18 protein-coding genes, 1 tRNA gene and 1 pseudogene are annotated in these 23,840 nt (G+C 71.7%); 7 read left to right on the top strand and 13 right to left on the bottom strand.

Annotated features, from left to right (window positions below; genetic code table 11):
- Positions 1 to 73: 73 nt before the first annotated feature.
- The 4 genes and pseudogenes from AC3DEV_RS08750 to AC3DEV_RS08735 all read left to right on the top strand — a co-directional run bounded on the left by AC3DEV_RS08750 (position 74) and on the right by AC3DEV_RS08735 (position 4,841).
- A pseudogene (locus AC3DEV_RS08750) lies at positions 74 to 1,689 on the top strand (GMC oxidoreductase).
- A gap of 77 nt (positions 1,690 to 1,766) precedes the next feature.
- Complete coding sequence (locus AC3DEV_RS08745) at positions 1,767 to 2,321, top strand: TetR/AcrR family transcriptional regulator (RefSeq protein ID WP_488371835.1); 555 nt, start codon at positions 1,767 to 1,769, stop codon at positions 2,319 to 2,321.
- Entirely contained in the window at positions 2,318 to 3,019 is a 702-nt protein-coding gene (locus AC3DEV_RS08740; protein ID WP_488371834.1) for an HAD hydrolase-like protein, read from the top strand. The genes AC3DEV_RS08745 and AC3DEV_RS08740 overlap by 4 nt, the downstream gene beginning before the upstream one ends.
- Positions 3,020 to 3,464: 445 nt before the next feature.
- Positions 3,465 to 4,841, top strand: coding sequence for an HNH endonuclease signature motif containing protein (locus AC3DEV_RS08735; RefSeq protein ID WP_488371931.1), 1,377 nt, complete (start codon positions 3,465 to 3,467; stop codon positions 4,839 to 4,841).
- A gap of 18 nt (positions 4,842 to 4,859) precedes the next feature.
- Here AC3DEV_RS08735 and AC3DEV_RS08730 read toward each other — a convergent pair whose 3' ends face one another.
- The 7 genes from AC3DEV_RS08730 to AC3DEV_RS08700 all read right to left on the bottom strand — a co-directional run bounded on the left by AC3DEV_RS08730 (position 4,860) and on the right by AC3DEV_RS08700 (position 14,410).
- Positions 4,860 to 6,722 carry an ABC-F family ATP-binding cassette domain-containing protein gene (locus AC3DEV_RS08730; RefSeq protein WP_488371833.1) on the bottom strand — a complete coding sequence of 621 codons (1,863 nt, stop codon included), beginning with the start codon at positions 6,720 to 6,722 and terminating at the stop codon, positions 4,860 to 4,862.
- 2 nt (positions 6,723 to 6,724) lie between these two features.
- Positions 6,725 to 7,747, bottom strand: a complete 1,023-nt coding sequence (locus tag AC3DEV_RS08725; protein WP_488371832.1) for a 4-(cytidine 5'-diphospho)-2-C-methyl-D-erythritol kinase — start codon at positions 7,745 to 7,747, stop codon at positions 6,725 to 6,727.
- 10 nt (positions 7,748 to 7,757) lie between these two features.
- Entirely contained in the window at positions 7,758 to 8,687 is a 930-nt protein-coding gene (rsmA, locus tag AC3DEV_RS08720) for a 16S rRNA (adenine(1518)-N(6)/adenine(1519)-N(6))-dimethyltransferase RsmA (protein ID WP_488371930.1), read from the bottom strand.
- Positions 8,684 to 9,874 carry a resuscitation-promoting factor gene (locus AC3DEV_RS08715; protein ID WP_488371831.1) on the bottom strand — a complete coding sequence of 397 codons (1,191 nt, stop codon included), beginning with the start codon at positions 9,872 to 9,874 and terminating at the stop codon, positions 8,684 to 8,686. The genes rsmA and AC3DEV_RS08715 overlap by 4 nt, the downstream gene beginning before the upstream one ends.
- Positions 9,875 to 10,098: 224 nt before the next feature.
- The gene (locus tag AC3DEV_RS08710) at positions 10,099 to 10,965 is read right to left on the bottom strand and encodes a TatD family hydrolase (protein WP_488371830.1); all 867 of its coding nucleotides are present in this window, start codon (positions 10,963 to 10,965) and stop codon (positions 10,099 to 10,101) included.
- 9 nt (positions 10,966 to 10,974) lie between these two features.
- Positions 10,975 to 12,813, bottom strand: coding sequence for a methionine--tRNA ligase (metG, locus tag AC3DEV_RS08705; protein ID WP_488371829.1), 1,839 nt, complete (start codon positions 12,811 to 12,813; stop codon positions 10,975 to 10,977).
- 79 nt (positions 12,814 to 12,892) lie between these two features.
- Complete coding sequence (locus AC3DEV_RS08700) at positions 12,893 to 14,410, bottom strand: BCCT family transporter (protein ID WP_488371828.1); 1,518 nt, start codon at positions 14,408 to 14,410, stop codon at positions 12,893 to 12,895.
- Positions 14,411 to 14,566: 156 nt separating this feature from the next.
- On the opposite strand from AC3DEV_RS08700, the gene AC3DEV_RS08695 reads away from it, so the two are divergent.
- Positions 14,567 to 15,781 (top strand): aminodeoxychorismate synthase component I, encoded by a 1,215-nt coding sequence (locus AC3DEV_RS08695; protein WP_488371827.1) that lies wholly within the window; start codon positions 14,567 to 14,569, stop codon positions 15,779 to 15,781.
- Positions 15,782 to 15,795: 14 nt separating this feature from the next.
- Here AC3DEV_RS08695 and rsmI read toward each other — a convergent pair whose 3' ends face one another.
- On the bottom strand, positions 15,796 to 16,635 hold the full coding sequence (gene rsmI / locus AC3DEV_RS08690; protein ID WP_488371826.1) for a 16S rRNA (cytidine(1402)-2'-O)-methyltransferase: 840 nt from the start codon (positions 16,633 to 16,635) through the stop codon (positions 15,796 to 15,798).
- Positions 16,636 to 16,713: 78 nt separating this feature from the next.
- Between rsmI and AC3DEV_RS08685 the strand changes: the two genes are divergently transcribed.
- Positions 16,714 to 18,213 carry a dolichyl-phosphate-mannose--protein mannosyltransferase gene (locus AC3DEV_RS08685; RefSeq protein ID WP_488371929.1) on the top strand — a complete coding sequence of 500 codons (1,500 nt, stop codon included), beginning with the start codon at positions 16,714 to 16,716 and terminating at the stop codon, positions 18,211 to 18,213.
- 183 nt (positions 18,214 to 18,396) lie between these two features.
- Positions 18,397 to 19,425 (top strand): mechanosensitive ion channel family protein, encoded by a 1,029-nt coding sequence (locus tag AC3DEV_RS08680; protein WP_488371928.1) that lies wholly within the window; start codon positions 18,397 to 18,399, stop codon positions 19,423 to 19,425.
- A gap of 37 nt (positions 19,426 to 19,462) precedes the next feature.
- Here AC3DEV_RS08680 and AC3DEV_RS08675 read toward each other — a convergent pair whose 3' ends face one another.
- The 5 genes from AC3DEV_RS08675 to AC3DEV_RS08655 all read right to left on the bottom strand — a co-directional run bounded on the left by AC3DEV_RS08675 (position 19,463) and on the right by AC3DEV_RS08655 (position 23,748).
- A complete protein-coding gene (locus AC3DEV_RS08675; protein ID WP_206474937.1) occupies positions 19,463 to 19,861 on the bottom strand; it encodes a DoxX family protein in 399 nt (132 codons plus the stop codon).
- A 5-nt stretch (positions 19,862 to 19,866) separates the two neighbouring features.
- The gene (locus AC3DEV_RS08670) at positions 19,867 to 20,730 is read right to left on the bottom strand and encodes an SDR family oxidoreductase (RefSeq protein WP_335673249.1); all 864 of its coding nucleotides are present in this window, start codon (positions 20,728 to 20,730) and stop codon (positions 19,867 to 19,869) included.
- Positions 20,731 to 20,838: 108 nt separating this feature from the next.
- Positions 20,839 to 22,092: an NADH:flavin oxidoreductase gene (locus tag AC3DEV_RS08665; protein WP_067713288.1), complete on the bottom strand. Its 1,254-nt coding sequence runs from the start codon at positions 22,090 to 22,092 to the stop codon at positions 20,839 to 20,841.
- Positions 22,093 to 22,291: 199 nt separating this feature from the next.
- Entirely contained in the window at positions 22,292 to 23,536 is a 1,245-nt protein-coding gene (locus AC3DEV_RS08660) for an alpha/beta hydrolase fold domain-containing protein (RefSeq protein ID WP_488371825.1), read from the bottom strand.
- Between the two features lie 139 nt (positions 23,537 to 23,675).
- Positions 23,676 to 23,748: transfer RNA gene (locus AC3DEV_RS08655), tRNA-Ala, on the bottom strand.
- Positions 23,749 to 23,840: the final 92 nt, after the last annotated feature.

The raw sequence follows: 23,840 nt of genomic DNA, 5'->3' as shown, positions 1-23,840 counted from the left end.
GGACCCGACCCGGTCTCCTCGGCCGGGACGATGATGTTGACAGTTTTCGTCAACACTGTCTAGTTTCACGCCCATGCCGCACATCTCCCGCCGGGGCTTCCTCGGAACCGTCGCCGCCGCCGGGATCGCCGCCCTGGCCACCGACCCCGCGGCCGCCGCCCGGCCGAGCGACTCCGCCGGCACCGCGACCGACGCCCCCGCACCCAGGCGGATACCCCACGAGGTGCAGGACCACCGGTGCATCGTGGTCGGGAGCGGATTCGGCGGCGGCATCTCGGCGCTTCGTCTCGCCGAGTCGGGAGTCGCCGTCGTCGTCGTCGAACGAGGCCGCCGCTGGCCCGCCGGACCGGACTCCACCACCTTCCCCAGCGCCACCTCCCCCGACGAGCGCGCCCTGTGGTTCCACCCGCCCGCCCAGGTGTTCGGCCGCCCCGTGGACCTGCCGCGCCACACCGGCCTACTCGAGGCGTCCGTCGGCGAGAACATGACGTCCGTCTGCGCCACCGGCGTCGGCGGCGGCTCCCTCATCTACCAGGGCATGGCGCTACAACCCACCGAGGAGCTGTTCCACACGTGGTTCCCCGGCGCGATCGACTGGCGCGAGATGGAACGCGAGTACTACCCACGCGTCTCCCGGGTGCTGCGCCTCGCCGAGGCCCCCGACGAGCTCGTCGCCGCACCCCAGTACGCCGCCTCTCGGATCTTCGCCCAGCGCGTCCGCGACGCGGGGCTCCCCCTGCGCAAGATCCCCATGCCGATCGACTGGGACTACGCCCTGGCGGAACTGCGCGGCGAGATGCGCCCGTCGTACACCAACGGCGACAGCTCCCTGGGCGTCAACAACGGCGGCAAACACTCCGTCGACGTCACCTACCTCGCCCGCGCCGAGGCCACGGGCCTGGTCGAGGTCCGGCCACTGCACGACGTGCGCGCGATGCGCCGCCTGCCCGACGGCCGCTGGGAGCTGGACGTGGAGGTCCTCGACACCGCCGGACGGCTCGTCCGGACGCTGTCGATGCGGGCCCCGGCCCTGATCATGGCCGCCGGCTCGGTGGGCACCTCCACCCTACTCACCCGCGCCGCCGCCACCGACGCCGTCACCGACCTGCCCGACGGCATCGGCAGCGGCTGGGGCACCAACGCCGACCGCATCTACCTGTGGACCGATCCCACCGCCGGGTTCGGCGCCGTCCTGGGCGGACCGGTGGTCTACGGCAGCCTCAACTGGTCCGACCCCGCCACCGCTCACACCGTCATCAGGCCTCGCTCCCACCGTTCGGACCGGACCCCCACACCACGGTGATGGTCGGCTACGGCGTCAGCGCGGACCGCGGTCGGGTCGTCTACGACTCGGCGCAGGACCGCGGGATCATCCGCTGGCCGGCCGACGGCGACTCCGGCATCCTCACCCACGTCGATCGCACCGCACGCGCCATCGCCGGCCCGACCGGCCACCTCACGGACACCAACCGCATGCTCAACTCCACCTGGCACCCGCTCGGCGGCGCCGTCATAGGACAGGTCTGCGACCTCGACGGCCGCGTCCTGGGCCAGCGCGGGCTGTACGTCGTCGACGGCGCGCTCATCCCCGGCACGACCGCCGCGTGCAACCCGTCGCTGACCATCGCCGCGATCGCCGAGCGCGCGCTGGACAGGATCGTGCGGCAGGACGTGGGCGTCGTTTTTTAGGGGCGCCGACTTCTAGGGGCACCGTTTTTCGGGCACGGCGTCCGGCGGCGTCCGGCGGCGTCCGGGATACTGGCGGGGTGCGCTCCCGCGACTCCATCCTCGACGCCACCCGAGCGGTCATCGGGCGCGCCGGTTTCGGGGGCGTCACGATCGCCGCGGTCGCCAAGCAGGCCGAGGTCAGCCGCCAGACCGTCTACTCCATCTTCGGCAGCCGCGAGGACCTGGTCTCGCAGGCCGTCTCCGAGCGACTCACCATGCTCACCGGCGCGTTCACCGATGTGCTCGACGCCGCGACGACGCCCCTCGAGCTGATCGTGGAGATCGTGGTGGTGGGCCGCCACTGCATCCTCGACGATCCCCTCCTGCGCGCGCTCATGCTCGGCGGCGGCTCGAACCCCATCTTCGACCCCGGCTCCGCCGAACGGGCCCGCCAGTACGCGGTCGCGCTCCTCGTCCCCGCCGCCGAGCGGTTCCCGCAACTGGCCGACCGCCTGGACCTGGTCGCGGAGGTGGGCGTGCACGTGGGCTGGTCGGTATTGTGCCTGGACTCGCCCGACGCCCGCTCCGACGACGACCTCCGCACCTTCCTCACCGCCTGGCTGGCCCCGCTGCTGGAGACGTTCGGGACGTGAGCGACGTACTCGTCCTGTGGGACCTCGACCTCACCCTCCTCGACCCCGCCGGCTTCGGCATCCGCATGATCGCCCCGGCGCTCGCCGACCTCCTCGGCCGCGACCCCGTCATGGGCGCGTCTTTCGCCGGTCGGACCGACCGTGCGATCCTCACCGATCTGCTCGAGATCAACGGGATAGGTGTCGACGACGACGAGGTCGTCCTTTCCCTCATGGACGCCGTGGCCCGGCGCTGCGAAACGTTCGGGGACGATCTCCTGGCCGGTGGTGGCGGTCCCCTGCCCGGCGCCCACGAGGCTGTCGCCGCCCTGGCCGCGGACCCGCGACTGCACCAGGGGATCGTCACGGGCAACATGCGGCGGACGGCACTGCTCAAGCTGCGGCTCTGTGGCTTCGACGGGCTGCCCGACCCCGGACTCGGCGCGTTCGGTGATCACCACGCGGACCGCGCCCACCTCGTCCGCGACGCCCTCGCCGCCGCCCGGGCCCACGGTGTGGACGTGACCCCCGGACGGTCGGTGGTCGTGGGCGATCACGTGCACGATGTCCGCGGGGCGCGCGCCGCGGGTGCCGTCTGCGTGGCTGTCGCCACCGGCAGGGTATCCGCCGACGACCTCCGCGCCGCCGGCGCCCACACCGTCCTGCCGGACCTCACGGACCCCGACGCGCTACTGGCTGCCGTCCACGCCTCCGTCTGACCCGCGGTGCCGTCTGAGCCGCGGTGCCGTCTGAGCCGCGGTGCCGTCTGAGCCGCGGTGCCGTCTGACCTGCGGCGCCCTGGACGGGGCATCCAGGGCACCGCAGGTCACGAGGCTGCAGACGCCGCCCGGGCCCACGGGCTGCCGGTATCCATCGAGCGCCCGGGCGCGGTGGCACGCCGTACCGCCATGCCTCACCTACGCCGCCGCGCTGCCTGCTGCCGTCAACGCCTTCGCCTGAACCGCAGTGCCGTCTGAACCGCAGTGCCATCTGAACCGCAGTGCCGTCTGACCTGCGGCGCCCTGAACGGGGCATCCAGGGCACCGCAGGTCACGACCGCGCCAGCTTTTTCTCCCGACCATGTCGTACCTCGAACATACAGTCGAACCATGAACACAACAGACACCGCCCAGACAGCGACGCGGCTATCTCGCGCAGCGGGCGATCAACGCTGCCGAAGGCCGCACTGTGGCCTATGCGTACGACTGCGTATCCAGGTCAACCCAGAACGACCAGCGACGCGATCCCCTGGACACGGCGGCGACCATGGTGAGCGCCTCGATGGCTTTGTCCCGCCGCGGGGCATTTCGGCTGGTGGCCACCGCCATAGAACTGACCGAGCGGCTGCCTCTCACCGCGACACTGCTGACGACTGGGTGGATCGGAGTCGACGCGGCCCACGCCATCGCCGAGGAGACCGCCCTGGTGGAGGACCGTCTCATGCCGGAACTCGACCGCCGCATCAGCGAGGGACTCGCACCGACGAGGCGCCGAACCCACCCTCCCAGGATCGGGCCACTGCGCAAGATGCTCAGCAAGCACGTCGCGAGCTGCGACCCCGTGGGAGCGGACGCCCGCGCACAACAGGCTCGGCGAGAGCAGAACGTGAAGATGACGCCGGTCACCGGCGATCTCGCGCTGCTCACCGCGACCCTCTCAGCCGTCGACGGCCTGGAGATCACCGAGCGGATCGAAGGTCTGGTCCGCACCGCCGCAACAGACGACCCCCGGTCGATCGGGCAACTCAGGGCCGCCGGCCTCCTCGCCCTGAGCCGCGGCTGGACCTGTCTGCCCGCGCCCGACGGAGACCACCTCACGGACCCGGACGCGATGGCCGCGGCCCGCCGGGTCGTGATCCACGCCTACGACGACGGGGACGCGGACTTCCGGGGCCTGTTCGTGGCAGGTTACGGCCCCGTCAGTCGCTTCACGTCCGATGAACTGCAGCGATTCGCCAGGCGCAGACTCGACGCGATCGACACGCTCGCGGACCCGGACAGTGAGGCCTCCCGCCGGTACAGCCCCTCGGAGGCACTGGCCCGCTTCTGTCGGGGTCGCGACGGCACCTGCGTTTTCCCCGGCTGCCAGACCCCGGCGGACAAGACGGACCTCGACCACATCATCCCCTTCGACCACGACGATCCCCAACGCGGCGGATACACCACCAGCGACGACCTCGGCAGCATCTGCCGCACCCACCATCGCCTCAAGACCGATGGCATCTGGGCCTACTACCGGAGTACTGACGGGGACTACGTGTGGATACATGGTCCGAACCATCCCGACAAGGACCCCGGGACACGCGTCATCACCACCCCCACCGGCCCATTGGCGGAGTTCGGCGCACCGCGACACCCCGAACGCTCCCGGCTACAGAAGGAGGCCGCCGAAGCCGGCAGAACGGGAGACGGCATCCCCGGATCGCAGCGCCAATCACACGCCCGGCACCGTCGCGCCACCGAAAGGAGGTACTTGCGCGCTCAGGCGGAACAGCGACTACACGCTGCAGAGCGCGAACCGGGGTCGCAGTCGGCTGCCTAGGTTGGATGGCCGGGCGACTCAGCCCTCGATCTGCTCGCCCAGTTCCATCCAGCGCTCCTCGAGCGTGTCCTTCTCCGCGGAGACGTCCTTGAGCTCGCGGTCCAGGGCGGCCAGCTTCTCGGTGTCCATCGCCCCTTCCGACACGTCGGCCATGGCCTTGTGGAGCTCGGCCTCGCGCTTGTCGAGCTTGCCCATCTGCCGCTCGATCTTCGACATCTCCTTGGTGAGTGCCCGCTCGTCGGCGGCGGAGAGGGCGGGAGCCGTGGCACTACCACCCGCGGCGCCGGCCGCAGAACCGCCATCCGCCGAGCCGCCAGCCGAAGCAGACCCGGCGCCCGGCGCGGAGCGCGACACCTTGCCCGAGTCGCCCGCCGCCCCGGCGACACGACGGCGCTCCAGGTATTCGTCGATGCCGCGCGGCAGGTTGGTGAGCTGGCCGTCGCCGAACAGCGCCCACACCGAGTCACAGATGCGCTCGACGAGATAGCGGTCGTGTGAGATGACGACCATCGTGCCGGGCCAGCCGTCGAGCAGGTCCTCGAGTTGGCGCAGCGTGTCGATGTCGAGGTCGTTGGTGGGCTCGTCGAGCAGCAGGACGTTGGGCTCGGCCATGAGCACGCGCGTGAGCTGCAGGCGTCGTCGCTCGCCACCGGACAGGTCGCCGACGGGCGTGCGCTGACGGGCCGGGGAGAAGCCGAGCCGCTCGGCCAGCTGGGAGGCGGTGAGCTCGTCCTTGCCGAACGCCACCCGGGCGGCGACGTCCTCGATCGCCTCGAGCACCCGCTGATCCAGCGGCAGGTCGTCGAGTTCCTGACGCAGCCACCCGATCCGGATGGTCTTGCCCTCCTTGCGGCTACCCGCGGCGAGGGGGGCCTCACCGGCGAGCGCGCGCAGGAGCGTGGTCTTGCCGGAACCGTTGACGCCGACCAGGCCCACACGCTCGCCGGGGGCCAGTCGCCAGGTGAGGTCGTCGACGAGGGTGCGGCCGTCGGGGGCATCGAGGCGCGCGTCCTCGAGCTCGATCACGACCTTACCGAGGCGCCGCGCGGCGAAGCTCGACAGCTGTAGCGAGTCGCGGGGCGGCGGCACGTCCTTGATCAGTGCCTCGGCCGCCTCGATGCGATAGCGCGGCTTGGACGTCCGCGCCGGGGCGCCGCGGCGCAGCCACGCGAGTTCCTTGCGCATGAGGTTCTGACGACGCGACTCGGTGGCCGCGGCCTGGCGGTCGCGCTCGGCGCGCGCGAACACCCAGTCGTTGTAGCCACCCTCGTACTGCTCGACGTGGCCGTCGACCACCTCCCAGGTGTGGGTGGCGATGGTGTCGAGGAACCACCGGTCGTGGGTGACGACGACGAGCGCACTCGATCGCGCGACCAGGTGGTCCGCCAACCACTGGACCCCCTCGACGTCGAGATGGTTGGTCGGCTCGTCCAGCACGAGCAGGTCCAAATCCTGCACGAGCGCCGCGGCGAGCGATACCCGGCGCCGCTCACCGCCGGACAGATCCGCGACGGGCGTGTCCAATCCCAGGTCGTGGATGCCGATGCCGTCGAGCACCGCGCGGACACGGGCGTCACCGGCCCACTCGTGGACCGCGAGGCCGAGCCTGCCGACCACGGCCTGGCCCACGGTGTCGGCGGCGAGCTCCGTGCGCTGGGTGACCACGGCGATCCGCAGACCGCTGACCTGCGAGACGCGCCCGGAGTCGGGCTCGGCCACGCCGGTGAGGATCTCCAGCAGGGTGGTTTTGCCGCCCCCGTTGAGGCCGACGACGCCGATGCGGTCGCCGGCATTGACGCCCAGTGAGACGTTGTCGAGCACCTGCCGGATCCCGAAGGAGACCGAGCACTGCTCGAGGTTGATGAGGTTGGTGGGGGCCATCTCTACTTTCCTGTGGGGTCGTCGACGATGTGCGCACCGCCGACCGGGCCGCGGGTCACGCGGACTTCGCGGGCGACGCCGTGCTCGCTGATCTCGGCGGCGACGGCGATCGCGTGGTCACGGTCGGTGCAGAAGAACAGGCAGGTGGGGCCGGAGCCGGAGACCATGCCGTGCAGGGCCCCGGCCTCCCGGCCGACGCGCAGGGTCCGGCGGAGGGCGGGCATGAGCGAGAGCGCGGCGGCCTCCATGTCGTTGGCGAGCAGCCCGGCCACGGCGGCGGGATCGTCGCCGGCGAGGGCCGCCACGAGCGGGTCGACCCCGCCCGCGCGCGGCAGGCCCCGCTCGGGATCAGCCGGGTCGCGCCCGGGATCAGCAGGGTCGCGCTCCGCGCGCAGCCGGTCGCGCTCGGCGCGCAGCCGGTCGAACTCGGCGAACACCGTCGGGGTGGACAGTCCCCCGTCGGCCAGGGCCACCACGATGTGCTGCTCGGCGCGGGCGTGCAGCAGCGTGGCGAGTTTCTCGCCGCGGCCGGTGCCCAACGCCGTGCCGCCGCGGATGCAGAAGGGCACGTCGCTGCCCAGCCGCGCGGCCCGCTCCTCCAGCGCCGCTCGGCCGAGTCCCAGACCGAGCAGCCGGTCCGTGGCCACGAGCGCGGCGGCGGCGTCCGCGCTGCCGCCTGCCATCCCGCCGGCCACGGGGACGCCCTTGTGGATCCGGATGGCGATCCGGGCGTCCGATCCCGCCTCCTCGCGGAGCAGGTCGACGGCCCGGGCGGCGAGATTGGTCCGGTCCGTCGGCACCTGCGGGGCCCCGGGCCCGGTGACGACGACCTCGTCGTCGTCGTCGGCGGCGTCCACCAGCGACACGGTGACCCGCTCCCACAGGTCCACGGCCCGGTACACGGTGAGCAGGTCGTGGTAGCCGTCGGCGCGGACGTCACCGACACCCAGGTGGAGGTTGATCTTGGCGGGGGCGACGGCCGTCACGGCGCGCGCGCCAGCGGGGGTGGAGGCGTCGCGGGGCATGACCACCAGCCTACGGCTCGCGGTGCGCCGGTCCGATCCCGAGCCGCACCGCCGCCTCGGCGATCCGGACGAAGTCGGCGGTGGTGAGTTGTTCGCCGCGGGCCTTGGGGTCGACGTCGGCCTCGGTCAGCGCGAGTTCGGCGTTCGCGCCGGAGCCCGCCCACCCGGACAGGGCGGCGCGCAGGGTCTTGCGACGCTGGGCGAACGCGGCGTCGGCCACCGCGAACACCCGCTTCCGGTGTGCCTCGCCCAGGTCCCACGGGGCCTCGGGGTAGGCGTCGATCCGCACCAGGCCCGACTCGACGTTGGGGACGGGCCAGAAGACGTTGCGGCCGACGGTGCCGGTCCGGCGGACGGTGCCGAAGAACCCGGCCTTGACGCTCGGCACGCCGTAGACGCGGGAGCCGGGGGCGGCGGCGAGGCGGTCGGCCACCTCGAGCTGCACCATCACCAGCGCGGTCCGCAGGGTCGGCACCTCGGCGAGCATGTGCAGGAGCACGGGCACCGAGACGTTGTAGGGCAGGTTGGCCACCAGCGCGGTCGGCGGCGGGATCCCCGGGCCGCCCAGGTCGGCGCCGGAGACCGCGAGCGCGTCGGCGCCCACGACGGTCAGTGCGTCGACGAGCTGCGGGGCCCGCTCTGCGACGGTCCGGGGCAGGCGCGTGGCCAGCACGGGGTCGATCTCCACGGCCACCACGTGGCCGGCGGCGTCGAGGAGCGGCAGCGTCAGCGACCCGAGGCCGGGCCCGACCTCGATGACGGTGTCGTCGCGGCCCACGCCGGAGGCCGTGACGATCTTGCGGACCGTGTTGGCGTCGTGGACGAAGTTCTGTCCGAGGGTCTTGGTGGGTTTGATGCCCAGTTCCTCGGCGAGCGCGCGCACCTCCTGCGGGCCGAGTGGCTCGGCCTGCCCGCGGAAGGTCGCGTCCGGGGCGGTCAGCGCAGGCCCAGCTTGGAGGTGCAGGCGGGCCAGGCGCCCCAGCCCTGCGAGGCCCGGACCTTCTCGGCGATCGCGATCTGCTGCTCGCGCGTGGCGAGGTGCGCGCTGGGCGCGTACTGGCCGCCGCCGTGGCCGGTCCAGGTGCCGGCGGCGAACTGCAGTCCGCCGGAGTACCCGTTGCCGGTGTTGATGCTCCAGTTCCCGCCCGACTCGCACTGGGCGATCGAGTCCCACACGCCGCCGTTCGAGACGGCCGGCGCGGAGGGCTTCGGCTTGGTGCCCACGCGGACGACGGCGGGGCGGGCCTCGGTGAGGACCTTCTCCGCGCCGCGGGCGCGCTCGGTCTCGACGCCGTTGACGCGGGTGATCGTGTAGACGACCTCGCGCTCGCCGGGAGCACCGGGATCGACGACCGTGCGCTCGCCCTCGGTGGCCTCGGGGTCCTCGGTGGTCTGTTCGGGGGCCTTGAACTGCTCGACCGCGGTCTCCTCGGCGACGGCCACGCGGGTGATGGTGACCGCGGTGCCGGGCTCGACGGGGGCGTCCGGGGCGGGGGTGACGGTGTCCAGCGGGCCGAGGGTGATGCCGGCGCGCTCGAGGAACTGCCCGACCGTCTCACCGGGTGAGGCCATCGGGGTGGCGGGGCCGCCGTGGTCGGACAGCAGCGCCTCGCGCGGGGTCACCACGGAGACGGTGGTGCCGTCGAGCGGGACGTCGGCGTCGATGCGGGGGCTGACGTAGCTGCGGGGCGGGACGTCGTCGCGCTCGGCCACGAGGTCGGCGACGGTGGTGGCGGTGGTCCACACCTGCTCGCTGCGACCGTCGACCTCGACGGTGACCGGCCGGGCGCGCAGGAGGGTGACGGTGTCGCCGTCGTCGATGCGGTCGCCGGGCGCGATCACCACGTCCCGGTCGTCGACGCTGTAGCCGGCGTCAGCGAGCGCGGCGCGCACGTCGGAGCTGAAGGTGACCAGTTCGACCTGCTCGCCGTCGACCTCGAGGGTGTACTGCGTGCGCTGGTCGAGCGCCGCCACGCCACCCACCACGAGGGTGGTGAGCATCCCGGCGACGGACAGCCGCAGCATCGTGGAGCGGGACTCGTGGAGTCGCTTGACGGGGGCGAGCATGCCCCGGGTCGCGGCGGGTCGGGCGCCCGTGGGGGTGTCGGTCCGTGCGTCGTCAACCACTTGTCGGTTCTCTCCTCGGGTAGCTCCGCGAACTGCCGTACGGCCGTTCGCGTTTCATCACGATAGCGTAACGAGCGGACCGCGCCGGGGCAACGTGACCCTCGTGACATGCGGGAACGAGTCGACGGCGACGAGGTATTCAGGTCACGTTTCGTTACATTCGCCCCTCGGACCTCACGAGTACCACGCGCCACACCGGTCGTCGGCCCGGGCGGACCCGCCCGTCAGACGGTCAGGCCGAACACCGCGCGGGCGGTGTCCGCGACCTCTGCCACGAAGTCCTCCGGCGTCTGCCCCCGGACCTCCGCGATCGCCCGGGCGGTGTAACCCACCAGGCCGGGCTCGTTGCGGGCGCCCCGGAACGGCTCGGGAGCCATGTACGGGGCGTCGGTCTCCACGAGCAACTGCCCGGCCGGGGCCAGGCGGGCCGCCTCGCGCAGGTGGTCGTTGGCCTTGAACGTGACGTTGCCGGTGAACGACAGCACGTATCCGCGGTCCAGCGCCTCTCGCGCCACCTCCAGCGGCGAGGAGAAGCAGTGGAGCATCACGTGCGGGATGCCCGAGCCCGGGCCGGCGACCTCCGCGAGCACACGCAGCAGGTCGTCATCGGCCTTGCGATTGTGGATCATCAGGCATTTGCCGAGGTCGGCGGCGAGCCCGGCGTGCCAGCGCAGCGACTCCTCCTGCTCGGCCGGGTCGGCGCAGCCGTCCATCTTCCCCACCCAGTAGTGGTCGAGGCCGGTCTCCCCCACCGCGACGACCCGCGGGTGGGCGGCGAGCTCGCGCAGGCGCGCCCGCACCTGCTCGCCGCGCTCGGGGTCGGTGATCTCGGCGGCCCGGGTGGGGTGCACGGCCACGGCGGCGTACACCCGCTCGTCGGCTTCGGCGGCGGCCACGACGGCCTCGGACTCGGCCAGGTCGTCGCCCACCGTGACCAGGGCCGCGACCCCGGCGAGTGCGGCGCGGTCGGCGGCGGCGCGCACCTCGTCGGCGGTGCGGTGTCCGCAGGAGTAGAGGTGCGTGTGCGCGTCGACGAGCCCGGGTAGCGGCTCGGGCAGGACGGGAGTGGGGCGGGGTTTGCGCTTACCCATACGGTCGCCTCAGTCCTCCTGCTGGATCGGCGCCCAGCTCGGCCCGGTCTCGGCCAACTCGGGGTCGACCTTGGCGAACAGCGGGCTGGGCTTGGCCAGCGGGGTGCCCGGGGTGATCTCGGTGCGCTCCCACCGCGCCTGCTCGGCGGCGTAGTCACCCATGATCACCGGGTAACTGCGGCCCGCGTCGGGCAGCCCGACTCCGACGAGCTCGACCGGCATGTCGTCGGTGACCTCGTGCACCTGCGGGGCGGCGGCCCACACACCCTGCCCGCCGATCGCGCCGTGGATCTGCTGCGCGGCGGACGGCAGGTACGGGGTGAGCAGCGTGTTGGCGTCGGAGACGACCTGCAGCGCGGTGTGCAGGACGGTGCCCAGGCGCTCGCGCTGGTCGGGTTCCTTGGCCAGCTTCCACGGCTCGGTGGCGGCGATGTAGCGGTTGGCGGCGCCGACGATGCGCATGGCCTCGGTGGCGCCGGCCTTGAACCGCGAGCGCTCGAGGTGCGCGCCGACGGTGGCGAAGGCCGACTCCGCCTCGCGCAGCAGCTCGGCGTCGATGTCGGACAGGGTGCCGGGCCGCGGGATCTCGCCGAAGTTCTTGTGTGCCATCGACACGGTGCGGTTGACGAGGTTGCCCCAGCCGCCGACCAGCTCGGAGTTGGTGCGGCGCACGTACTCGTCCCAGGTGAAGTCGGTGTCGTGGTTCTCCGGCCCCGCGACCGAGATGAAGTAGCGCAGCGCGTCGGGGCCGAACTCGGCCAGGAAGTCGCGCACGTAGATCACCACGCCGCGCGAGGACGAGAACTTGGACCCGGACATGGTGAGGAACTCGGATGAGACCACCTCGGTGGGCAGGTTCAGCGCGCCCAGCGCCCCCGGCTCGCCGCCGTGGGCGCCCCGGCCGTCGTAGCCGATGAGCTCGGCCGGCCAGATCTGCGAGTGGAAGGTGATGTTGTCCTTGCCCATGAAGTAGTGGGACACGGCCTCGGGGTCGGTCCACCAGCGCCGCCACGCCTCGGGCTCCCCCGAGCGCCACGCCCACTCGATGGAGGCGGACAGGTAGCCGACCACCGCGTCGAACCACACGTAGAGCTTCTTGTCGCCGCGGTCCTGCCAACCCTCCACCGGGATGGGGATCCCCCAGTCGATGTCGCGACTCATAGCACGCGGGCGCAGGTCCTCGAGCAGGTTGAGCGAGAACTTGAGGACGTTGGGTCGCCAGTCCTTGCGTCCCTTGAGCCAGTCCCCCAGCGAGTCCGCGAGGGCGGGCAGGTCGAGGAACCAGTGTTCGGTCTCGATGAACTTCGGGGTCTCGCCGTTGATCTTGGAGACCGGGTTCTTCAGGTCGGCCGGGTCGAGCTGGTTGCCACAGTTGTCGCACTGGTCGCCGCGGGCGCCGTCGTCACCGCAGATGGGACACGTGCCCTCGATGTAGCGGTCCGGCAGGGTCCGCCCGGTGGACGGGCTCACCGCACCGGTGGTGGTCTTGGCGACCATGTAGCCGTTGGCGTGCAGGCCGCGGAACAGCTCCTGCACCACCGCGTAGTGGTTGCGCGTGGTGGTGCGGGTGAACAGGTCGTAGCTCAGCCCCAGGCCGGCGAGGTCGTCCACGATCACCCGGTTGTAGCGGTCCGCGAGCTCCTGGACCGGCACGCCCTCCTTCTCGGCCTGCACGAGCAGCGGCGTGCCGTGCTCGTCCGTGCCCGAGACCATGAGGACGTCGTTGCCTGCCATCCGCTGGTAGCGCGAGAAGACGTCCGACGGCACCCCGAACCCCGAGACGTGTCCGATGTGCCGGGGGCCGTTCGCGTACGGCCATGCGACCGCGGTCAGGACTGTCTTCGCCATGGGTTACAGACTAGTGGTCACGTCCGCGGGGGCCGTGCCGGGCGTACACCCGCACGCCCGGCGCGCCCCCGGGGTCGCGTCAGGCCGCCTCGGCCGCGGGATCTCGCGAGAGCGATTTGTGGATGGACACGCACAGCGCGATCAGCACCAGTACGAACGGCGAGGCGGCGATGATCGTCATGTTCTGCAGGCTCGACAGGGCGTCGCCGCCACCGTCACCGGCCACCAACATGATGATCGCCACGGCGGCGGTGAACGATCCCATGAGCATGACGAGCCAGCGGGTCGGCTCCTCCACGCCGCGCTGGGCCATTCCGCCCATGACGATCGACGCCGAGTCCGCGGAGGTGATGAAGAAGATGGCGATGAGGACCATCGCCACCACCATGAGCACGGGCGCGAGCGGCAGCTCGCGGAGCAGGTTGAACAGCTGCGGCTCGAGTGCCCCGTCGCCGAAGACGCTGCGTCCGGCCTCCTCGAGATAAAGCGCGAAGCCTCCGAAGATGGAGAACCAGATCACCGACAGGGTGCTGGGGATCAGGACCACGCCGATGATGAACTCGCGCACGGTGCGCCCACGGCTGATGCGGGCCAGGAACATGCCCACGAACGGCGACCAGGAGATCCACCACGCCCAGTAGAAGACCGTCCACCCGGAGAGCCATTCGGCGGCCTCACCGTTCTCGCTCACCGCGGTGCGCGAGGCCATGTCGAAGAAGTTCGAGAAGTAGGTGCCGATCGTGGTGGGGATGAGGTCGAGCATGAAGAACAGGGCGCCGGAGAAGATCGCCACGAACAGCGCGAGCGACACCGCCAGGATGAGGTTGATGTTCGACAGCAGTTGGACGCCGCGGCTGATTCCGGAGGCAGCCGAGGCGAGGAACACCAGGCCTAGGACCACGATGACGCCCACGACCAGGGCGATGCCGCCACCGCTGACCGCGCCGGTCTCGTTGAGCCCGGCGCGGATCTGCAGGGCGCCCAGGCCGAGCGAGGCGGCGGTGCCGAAGATCGTCGCGAGGATGGTCGCGATGTCGAGGACTCTCCCCATCCACCCCGCGGCCCGCTTCTCGCCGATGAGCGGGACGAAGGCCTGGGAGATGAGGTGGCCGCGCTTGAAGCGGTAGGCGGCCAACGCGAGCGCGAGCCCGACGATCGCGTACATCGACCACGGGTGCAGGGTCCAGTGGAACGTCGTCGTGGCCATGGCCACGTCGTACTGCTGCTCCTGCCCCGGCGGCGGCTCCTGGAAGTGGGTGAGCGGCTCGGACACGCCGTAGAACATCAGCCCGATGCCCATACCCGCGGCGAACATCATGGCGATCCACGACCGCGTGGAGAATTCCGGCTTCTCGTCGTCACCGCCCAGGCGGATGCCGCCGAACCGGGACAGGGCCAGGTAGATCGCGTAGACCACGACTGTGGTCGAGACGAGGATGAACAGCCATCCCACCGTGTCCACCACCAACGAGAACGCCTCACCGGCGGCGTTCTCGAACGAATTCGTGTAGAACGAGCCCCAGAGCACCACGATGAGCGCGATGATCGTGGTGGGCACGAGGACCGTGAAGTCGACGCCCGGACGGGGCCCGCGCACAGGGTCCTCTGGGCCGTCATTCGACGCGTCGAAAGCTTTCTCTCGTGACTTTGGCATACGTCGAACCCTGTCAACAATCCAAGGTGAGCGCAAGATAATAACGCGCTTATCGGACCCTGGCGTGGGTTCGACGCCCCGGGGTGGCACGATCGGACGGTGCCCGATTCCACCCCCACCGTGCCGGCGCTCCTCCGCGCCCTCCACGAGCGGTCGCGGGCCCTCGGGATCGGTCCCCCGGCGGCGTTCCTCGGCGACTGGCGTGACTCCCCGGCGGTGATCATCCCGTCCGTGGACCTGCGGCCGAACCGGCCGGAGCAGGTCTTCTCGGTGGCCGGCGACCTCGTCGTCGTCGGGTTCCGCTCCTTCCCCGACCACGTGCCGGGCGACGCCCCCCTCCTGCCCGCGGCGGTCCGCGGCACGGCAACGGGCATGCTCACGCTCGCCCCGGACGGCCGGTGGCGCGGCGACGGCACCGCCCCCGACCCGCACGAGGTGGTCCGACGGTACGGACCGCCGTCATCCGGGGGCACCGGTGACGACGAGGACGATGGCGACGACGAGGTCGGCGTCCCCCTCACCTGGGCCGCCCCCGACCGTCGCGCGCACAGACGGGCCGTGGTCGACTGCCTCGAGGCGATCCGCGCCGGCGAGGTCTACCAGACCTGTCTGAGCACCCGCCTCGACGGCAGGCTCCGCGCGGACCCGCTCGAGACCTTCCTCTCCCTGGCCCGCCGCGCCCCCGCCGCGCGGTCGGCGTACCTCGAGGGCGAGTGGGGCGCGGTGCTGGCCTTCTCCCCCGAGGAGTTCCTCGTGCGCACCGGCGACGACGTCCGCACCAGCCCCATCAAGGGCACGGTGCCCGCCGACCGCGACCCCGCCGAGCTCCTCGCCTCCGCCAAGGACGTCGCGGAGAACATCATGATCGTCGACCTCGCGCGCAACGACCTCGGACGTGTGGCGGACGTGGGTTCGGTGAGGGTGTCCGACCTGCTCGCCGTCCGTCCCGCGCCCGGCGTCCACCATCTGGTCTCCACCGTCACGGCGCGCACCTCGGTGGACCACGACGCCCTCGTGGCCGCGACCTTCCCGCCCGCCTCGGTCACCGGGACCCCCAAGCAGCGTGCCCGGGAACTCATCGCCGGCTGGGAGCCGCGGTCCCGCGGCCTGCACTGCGGCACCTACGGGTTCGCGACCGCCGACACCCTCGACCTGGCGGTGGCCATCCGCACCCTCGAGGTGGCGCCGGACGGCCGCTGCGAACTCGGGGTGGGCGGCGGGATCACCATCGACTCCGACCCGGACGCCGAATGGGACGAATGCGTGCACAAGGCGGCGTTCACCTGGGGCGGCGGGCCCGCGCCCTGGCTCTGAGCCGCCCCGCCGCCTCAGTCGCGTGAGTCGAGCACGGCCTGGTAGAGGTCCCGCTTGGTCACCGCCGACCCCTCGGCCACGGCGGCGCAGGCGTCCTTGAGCCGCTCCCCCGCCTCGACCCGCTCCTCGACGATCTCCACGAGGCCCTCGAGGGTGGCGGTCGACCCGGCGGCGTCGGCACCCTCGACCACCACGACGATCTCCCCCAGCACGCCGCCGGCGGTCCGCTCGGCCAGCTCACCCAGGGTGCCGCGCAGGACCTCCTCGTAGGTCTTGGTCAACTCCCGGCACACCACCGCCCGGCGGTCCGCGCCCAGGACCTGCGCCGCCTCGGCGAGCGTGTCGGCCAGGCGGTGCGGGGACTCGAAGAACACACACGTGCGCTCCTCCGCCGCCAGCCGGGCCAACCACGTCCGGCGTCGGCCCGGGCGCCGCGGCGGGAACCCGTCGAAGCAGAAGCGGTCGACCGGCAGCCCGCTGAGCACGAGCGCCGTGGTGACCGCCGACGGGCCCGGCAGACACGTCACCGGGAGCCCGGCCTCGATGCACGCCACGACCAGCGAGTACCCCGGGTCCGACACCGCCGGCATCCCGGCGTCGGTCACCACCGCCACCACGTCCCCGGCGCGGACCCGCTCGATCAACTGGGGCACGCGACCGGCCTCGTTGTGCTCGAAGAAGCTCATCACCCGCCCCCCGATGGTCACCCCGAGAGCCGTCGAGAGGGAACGCAACCGGCGGGTGTCCTCCGCCGCCACGATGTCGGCGGTCGCCAGGACCTGCCGCAGCCGGTCCGAGGCGTCAGCCGGGTTCCCGATGGGGGTGGCCGCCAACACGACACGTCCGGACGTCATGACGACCACCCTATCGGTGACCGGGCGCATCCCCGCCCGGCGCACGGCCCCCACTATGCTCTGCCTGTGACCTCGACCATGGGCGTGCGCTCACCAGGACGCCCGCTGCCCGCCCCCGACACCGGTCCGGTCGACACGACCCGCGACCTGATCGCCACCGGCGTCATCCTGGTCCTGGCGTTCCTCTCCCGCTTCTGGGGCCTGACCTCGGCCACGGACAAGGGCACCCCGGTCTTCGACGAGAAGCACTACGCGCCGCAGTCGTACAACGTCTCCCAGCTCGGCATCGAGGAAAACCCCGCCTACGGCCTGGTCGTCCACCCGCCCGTCGCCAAGCAGATCCAGTCCATCGGCGGCATGCTCTTCGACTACTCGCCCCTGGGCTGGCGGTTCACCGCGGCTCTGGCCGGGGTGCTCGTGGTGCTCATGGTCATGCGCATCACCCGGCGCCTGACCCGGTCCACCCAGCTCGGCCTCGTCGCAGGGCTGCTGCTGTGCCTCGACGGCGTCAGCTTCGTGACCTCTCGAATCGGCATGCTGGACATCTACCAGGTGCTCTTCGTCGTCGCCGCCGCCAGCGCCCTGCTGGTGGACCGCGACCGGATGCGCGCCCGCATGCACCGCGCCGCCCTCGAGGGCCGGCTCCACCTGTCGAGCCTGGGACCGCGACTGGGATTCCGCTGGTGGCGCTTCACCGCCGGCGTCATGCTGGGCCTCGCACTGGGGGTCAAGTGGTCCGGCCTGTACTTCATCGCCTTCTTCGGTCTGATGACCGTGGCGTGGGACTGGGCCCTGCGCAGCCGTTACGGGGTCCAGCGCCCCCTCGCGGGCGCACTGCTACGCGACGCGGTGCCGGCCTTCCTCACCCTCGTCCTCTGGCCGGCGATCCTGCACATGTTCACCTGGCTGCCCTGGTTCGCGAACGAGAACTCCGTGTACCGGCACGTCGTGGGCGACGAGGTCGAGGACAACTGGCTGCCGGACGCGGTGCAGTCGTGGCTGTACTACCAGTCGTCGGTCCTGGACTTCCACTCCACGCTGACCACCTCCGCCGGGAACCGACACCCCTGGGAGTCCAAGCCGTGGACCTGGCCCATGAGCCTGCGGCCGATGCTCTACTACGTCGAGCAGGGCGAGGGCATCGCCGGCTGCGGGGAGACCTCGTGCGTGCGCGCGATCATGCTCCTGGGCACGCCCGCCATCTGGTGGCTGGCCATCCCCGTCCTGGCGTGGGCGTTCTGGCGCGCCGTCATCTGCCGCGACGGCCGCTACGCGTTCCCACTGGTGGGCTACATGGCCGGCTATCTGCCGTGGTTCTTCCAGCACGACCGCCAGATGTATTTCTTCTACGCCTCGGTCATGGCGCCGTTCTTCGTCATGATGATCGCGCTCGTGCTGGGCGAGATCGCGGGCAGGGCCACCGACTCCCCCCGGCGGCAACTCATCGGTCGTGCGATCGTCAGCCTGTACCTCGCGCTGGTCGCGGTGAACTTCATCTACGCGCTGCCCATCCTCTCGGGGATGCCCATCACGCAGACCGAGTGGAGCCACCAGCTCTGGCTACCCTCCTGGCGCTAGCGCAGTCGCCCACGCGCGGACCCCACCCGCACGTGGATCCCGCCCCCTGAGCATGTGCTGATCACCGGCTCGGTGCCGCCTGATCCCCGCGCCCCGCGGCCGGGGACGAGGTGTCGCCGACGGTGTGCGGTCAGTACCGTCGCGGCAGTGAACGAGCTATCCCTTCCCTTCGCCGATCTCCCGATGAGCGACGTGACCCAACAGTGGCTGGTCGAGAAGCCGGTCATGATCGCCCTGTACCTCGTGCTGGCGCTGCTGGTGCGGTGGGTGCTCCACCGGGGCATCGACCGGATCACCGCCCCGTCGAAGAACGCGTCCCCGTCCTCGTGGTGGCGCCGCCGGCAGGAACGGGCCGACCAGCGCGCCGGCGCGCACACGGTCGAACTCGACCCCGACGGCGACCGCAGTGAGGTCACCGCCGACGAGAGTGGCGGTCTCACCGCCGCGAGCCTGAAGAAGAACAGTCGACGACGCTCCGCGGAGCACGTGCGGACCGAGCACCGGCGCGCGGAACGGCGGGCACAGCGGATGGCCACCATCGGGTCGGTGCTCAAGTCGATAGTCTCGTTCGCCGTGCTCGTGTGGGTGGTGCTGCAGACGCTGGCCATCGTCGGCGTCAACGTGGCGCCCTTCATCGCGTCCGCCGGGATCGTCGGCGTCGCCCTGGGCTTCGGCGCCCAGGCCCTCGTCCGGGACTTCCTCTCCGGACTGTTCATGCTCTTCGAGGACCAGTACGGCGTCGGTGACTGGGTGGACCTGGGCGAGGCCGAGGGCACGGTCGAGCACGTGGGACTGCGCGTCACCTCACTGCGGGACCTGCACGGGACGCTCTGGTACTGCCGCAACGGCGACATCCAGCGCGTCGGCAACTACAGCCAGGACTTCGGCGTGGCGTTCCTCGAGATCCCCGTGTCCTACACCGCCGACGTCGACCGGGCGTGCACCGTGGCCATCGAGACCGCCAGGCAGGCGGCGGCCGAGGAGCCGATCGCCTCGAACCTCATCTCGGGCCCGGAACTCCAGGGCGTGAACGCGCTGGACGCGGACTTCTGGTCCCTGCGGATGACCGCGGTGACGCAGGCCAACACCCAGTGGGCCACCGAGCGGGAGCTGCGGCGCCGCATCCGCAACGCCTTCGACGAGGCCGGCATCGACGCCCCGTACCCGGACGGCCTCCCGGTGTCCGCGATGCGCGCGATGGCCTCGGGGTGAGGCCAGGGCGGCGACAGCCGTCCCCGCCCGGTCGGCGCTAGCCGCCCAGCACCCTGTCGATGCTGAACCGGCCGGCGCCGACCGCCGCCACGAGCAGCGCCCCCACCCCGAGCGCCACCACGAGTTCCCAGCCGTTCTGCGTGATGAACGGGCCGTTGGTCGCGTGGACGAAGTAGAACGCGCCGGCCATATCCACGCCGAGCAGGATGCCCGCGAGCGGGGTGAGGAGCCCGGCGATGAGGGCGGCCCCGGCCACCAACTCCACTCCGGCGACGATCGCGGCGGTGACGGCCGGCTGCGGGATGCCGTAGCTCGAGAACTGCTCGGCCACCCGGCCCAGGCCGAGGGTGAAGAACTTCTGCCATCCGTGGGCCGCGAACACCACCCCGAGCCCGACACGGGCCAGGAGGATCGCGGCGTCCCGGAGGGTCTCCATCCCCTTCACGGGAGGATGCCCCGGCCGGCCTTGGCGAGCCGACGGTGGAGGGCCATCATCGCGAGCCGGTACAACGGCGGGGCGAACTTCTGCGCCGCGAAGCCGACGCGGACGTCCGGGGAGGTGTAGACGAGGTAGCGCCCCTTGCGCACGCCCTCGAGCATCTTCTCGGCGGCTTGATCCGGGGTCACCGCGTGGCGCCGGAACTGGTCGACGGTCCTGGCCACCTCGGGATCGGACCTGTCGACGCCCGCGATCTCGACGGTCTCCACGAGCGGGGTGTCGACGCCGCCGGGGCAGACGAGGTGCACGCCGATGTCGTACGGCGCCAGGTCGAAGCGCAGGACCTCGGCGATGCCGCGGATCCCGAACTTGGCGGCACTGTAGGCGGCGTGCCACGGCAGTCCGAGCAGACCGGCGGCGGACGAGACCAGGACGAGCGCGGCGGGCTTGCGGGCGGTCATCATCGCGGGCACGAACGCCTCGACCACGTGGATGGTGCTCATGAGATTGACCTCGACCATCGACCGCCAGATCCGGTGCTCGAGCAGATCCGGGCGGCCCCAGGCCGAGTTGCCGGCCACGTGGAAGATCGCGTCGGGCGCACCACTGTCGGCCACGACGCGCTCCCCGAACGCCATCACGGCCTCGTGATCGGTGAGATCGAGCGCCTCGGCCACGAGCACGGGCGCACCGGCGTCCCGGCAGGCCTGCTCGGCGGAGGCCAGCCCCTCGGCGTTGAGGTCGGTGAGCACCAAGCGGGCGCCCTCATCCGCGAGCCGGAGGGCCGCCGCGCGACCGATCCCGCTGGCCGCGCCGGTCACCACACAGACCCTGCCCCGGTAGTTCTTGATCCGTCGCCTCGACATCTACTCCCCCACGTCCGGGCCCGGATCGAAAAGCGGCGGGCCACCCGATGTGATCACCGTAGCGGCCCGACGGGGCACGTGAGGCGGGGACGGGCGGGCGCGTCCGCTCTACACGGGTGGCGTGGGGCTCGTCGCCTGGAGGGTGTCGTGGCCGCCGCGGGCGGGGATCGGCGGGACGTACTCGCGCAGCACGCAGCGGCTGCCGCTGTAGATGGTGGCCATACAACGGTTGCAGTGCACGCAGAGCGACCGGCGTCGGTCGTCCTCCTTGAGCTTGTTGGGCAGGTCGGGCTCACGCAGCAGGCCACGGCCCATGGCGACGAACTCGAAACCGGCCCCCATCGCCTTGTCGATGGACGGCCGGTCGACGATCCCGCCGAGCAGCATCATCGGCAGGTCCACGGCCTCGCGGATCTGCCGGGCGTCGTCGAACATGTACGCGTCGGTGTACGGGTACTCCTTGAACATCTTCGGACCCACGACCTTCATGCCCATCTTGATCACCGCGGGCTGGGTGGCGGCGAACTCCTCCAGGGGCGCGGCGCCCTTGAACAGGTAGATGGGGTTGAGCAGGGAGCTGCCGACGGTCATCACCAGCGCGTCGGCGGAGCCGTCCTGCTCGAGCCACTGGGCGACCTGGCGGGCCTCGTCGATCCAGAACCCGCCGGGCACGCCGTCGTCCATGTTGAGCTTGATGGTCACCGCGATCTTGTCGCCCATGGCGTCGCGGATGGCGCGGCCGATGCGGCGGGCGAAGCGGGCTCGGTTCTCCAGCGATCCGCCGTAGGAGTCCTTGCGCCGGTTGAGCTTGGGGCTGAGGAACTCGCTGACGAGGTAGTTGTGGCCGAAGTGCACCTCGATGGCGTCGAAACCGGCCTCATACGCACCGCGGGCGGCGCGGACGTGGTCGGACACGATCCGGTCGATGTCCGCCTCCGTGCAGGCCTTGGTGATCGCCAGGCCGGTGGGGGCCGGGATCCGGGACGGCCCGAGCGGCGGCAGCCCGTTGGAGGAACCGTTGGCGACGGCCCCGGCGTGACCGACCTGGGCGGAGATCGCGGCGCCCTCGGCGTGCACGGCGTCGGTGAGCTTGCGCAGCATGCCGCCGTCGTCCATGCCCCAGTGGTACTGGTGCTTGTCGGTGCGGCCCTCGGGGGAGGTCGCGAGGTAGGCCACCGTCGTCATGCCCACGCCGCCGCGGGCGTACTCGGCGTGGAACTCGATGAGCTCGTCGGTGATGCGCCCCTTGGGACAGCGCCCCTCGAAGGTCGCGGCCTTGACGATGCGGTTGCGCAGCGTCACGTTGCCGATCTTGCCGGGGCTGAAGACGTCGGGTGCGGGTGTTCCGGGCGCGAGACTCATGGGCAGAACTATAACCTGTTCCACCCGCCCCGTCCCCCGTCTGGCCAGCACATTTGCCGCGAATCGCCACAGGAACCCTACGCCGGGCGGCGCTACGGCCCGCCACCTGCGGACCATAGGTACGCCTTACCCGCTAAAGGCGCCCGTGCCGATCTCCACGAGAGGCACGCCGCAGGCGATCGTCACGATCCCGTCATCCCTACCGGCGAGCGTCCGAGGCACCGGCGACCGCGCTCCTGATGTGGGCCGCGAGCACGGCCAGCGCTGACGCGCCCTCCGGGGTGCCCGCCACGACCGGGAAGCAGTGGATCATCCCGGGCCAGACCCGCAGGTCGATCGTCGCGCCACGCGAACGGCTGGCCTCGACGAACCGGCGGACGTCGTCGACCACGAAGTCGTCACCGCCGCACACGATCGCGATCGGGGGCGTCGACGCGTCGAGGGGGCGCCGGGCGGGTGAGACCCCCGGGTCGTCGACCGGGACGTCCCCGGCGTAGGCATCGCGACAGGCGCGGGCCAGCCTCGGTGGCGTGCGCGGGTCGAACGCGCCGCGCCACCGGGCCGCGACGGCCTGCCGCCCCGGGCCGGTGGGCCCGGCGAGGTCGACCCAGGGGCTGACCAACGCCAGGGCGGCCGGGCGCTCCCCACTGCGGCGGAGGCGGTCGAGCAGCCCGAGGGCGAGGGCGCCGCCGGCGGAGTCCCCGGCGACGGCGACCCGCTCTGCACCACCGACGCGCTCAGCGAGATGACGGAATGCCACCTCGGCGTCATCGAGGGCGGCCGGGTATCGGTGCTCGGGCGCGAGTCGGTAGTCGGGAACGTAGGCGGTCGATCCGGACAACCGCGCGAGCGTGGTCGCCATGGTGGCGTGCGAGTCCGGGGAGCCGGCGACATAGCCACCACCGTGCAACACGAGTAGCCCCGGGGCGTCCACCGGCCCGTCGATCCAGAGCCCGGGGACGGGAGCGCCGACCGCCGTCCGGGCCACGCGACGCGATCCCGTGGCCCGCGACGCGCCGGTGGCCACCGCGCGCATCGCCCGGATCCACCTCTCGTCGAACGGGGCGACGGTCAACACGGGTCGGATGACCAGCTGCAGACCGAGGCGTTGGAGGCGGGCCCGCAGGCTCGGCCTGCGGGTGAGGGTGATCCGCCGGTCGGCCTCGGTGACCACCCGACGCGCCAGCAGGGCGACGAGGGCCTCGAGGACCCTGGCTACTACCGTGCCGACGAACCGATCGGACGTCCGGATGGAGCACTCCCACTCGAGCTCGCCGCCGCCGGGCAGCGCGCGCACCGTGACGCGGCCGGGGTGACGTCGGCCGAGCCCGCGCAACAGCGCAGGCGCCCACTCGTGCCACCGCGCGGCGTCGGAGGCGAGGGAGAGCACATCGCCGGGCTCGGCCGAGAAGCGTGCGACGACGGTGAAAGAGTGAACGGCCACTGCGCCAGCTCACCACAAAGCCAGCTCACCACAGCGCCAACTCACCCCAGCGCCAACTCACCCCAAAGCCAACTCACCCCAAAGCGGAAAGGCCGTCCCCGCTTGCGCGGAAACGGCCTCTGAACTCGTAGTCCTTGGGTGGAGCTAAGGGGAATCGAACCCCTGACCTTCTCGATGCGAACGAGACGCGCTACCAACTGCGCTATAGCCCCTCGCCGCCCTGGCGGGCGACGATGCCACCCTCGCGGGCGACGATGCCGCCCTCTCGAGCAGCGTGGAACACCTTACCAGGATGGTCGGCCCC

It is taken from the genome of Dietzia sp. IBK-p2-15D, assembly GCF_057773105.1.
This window is presented reverse-complemented; position numbering and strand designations above follow the sequence as displayed.

Excerpts from the sequence above, each read along its gene's own strand:
- AC3DEV_RS08730 (WP_488371833.1), bottom strand. The coding sequence starts at position 6,722 with ATGGCCCCCACCAACCTCATCAACCTCGAGCAGTGCTCGGTCTCCTTC.
- AC3DEV_RS08725 (WP_488371832.1), bottom strand. The coding sequence starts at position 7,747 with ATGCCCCGCGACGCCTCCACCCCCGCTGGCGCGCGCGCCGTGACGGCC.
- AC3DEV_RS08710 (WP_488371830.1), bottom strand. The coding sequence starts at position 10,965 with ATGGGTAAGCGCAAACCCCGCCCCACTCCCGTCCTGCCCGAGCCGCTA.
- metG (WP_488371829.1), bottom strand. The coding sequence starts at position 12,813 with ATGGCGAAGACAGTCCTGACCGCGGTCGCATGGCCGTACGCGAACGGC.
- rsmI (WP_488371826.1), bottom strand. The coding sequence starts at position 16,635 with ATGACGTCCGGACGTGTCGTGTTGGCGGCCACCCCCATCGGGAACCCG.
- AC3DEV_RS08685 (WP_488371929.1), top strand. The coding sequence starts at position 16,714 with ATGGGCGTGCGCTCACCAGGACGCCCGCTGCCCGCCCCCGACACCGGT.
- AC3DEV_RS08680 (WP_488371928.1), top strand. The coding sequence starts at position 18,397 with ATGAGCGACGTGACCCAACAGTGGCTGGTCGAGAAGCCGGTCATGATC.
- AC3DEV_RS08675 (WP_206474937.1), bottom strand. The coding sequence starts at position 19,861 with ATGGAGACCCTCCGGGACGCCGCGATCCTCCTGGCCCGTGTCGGGCTC.
- AC3DEV_RS08670 (WP_335673249.1), bottom strand. The coding sequence starts at position 20,730 with ATGTCGAGGCGACGGATCAAGAACTACCGGGGCAGGGTCTGTGTGGTG.
- AC3DEV_RS08665 (WP_067713288.1), bottom strand. The coding sequence starts at position 22,092 with ATGAGTCTCGCGCCCGGAACACCCGCACCCGACGTCTTCAGCCCCGGC.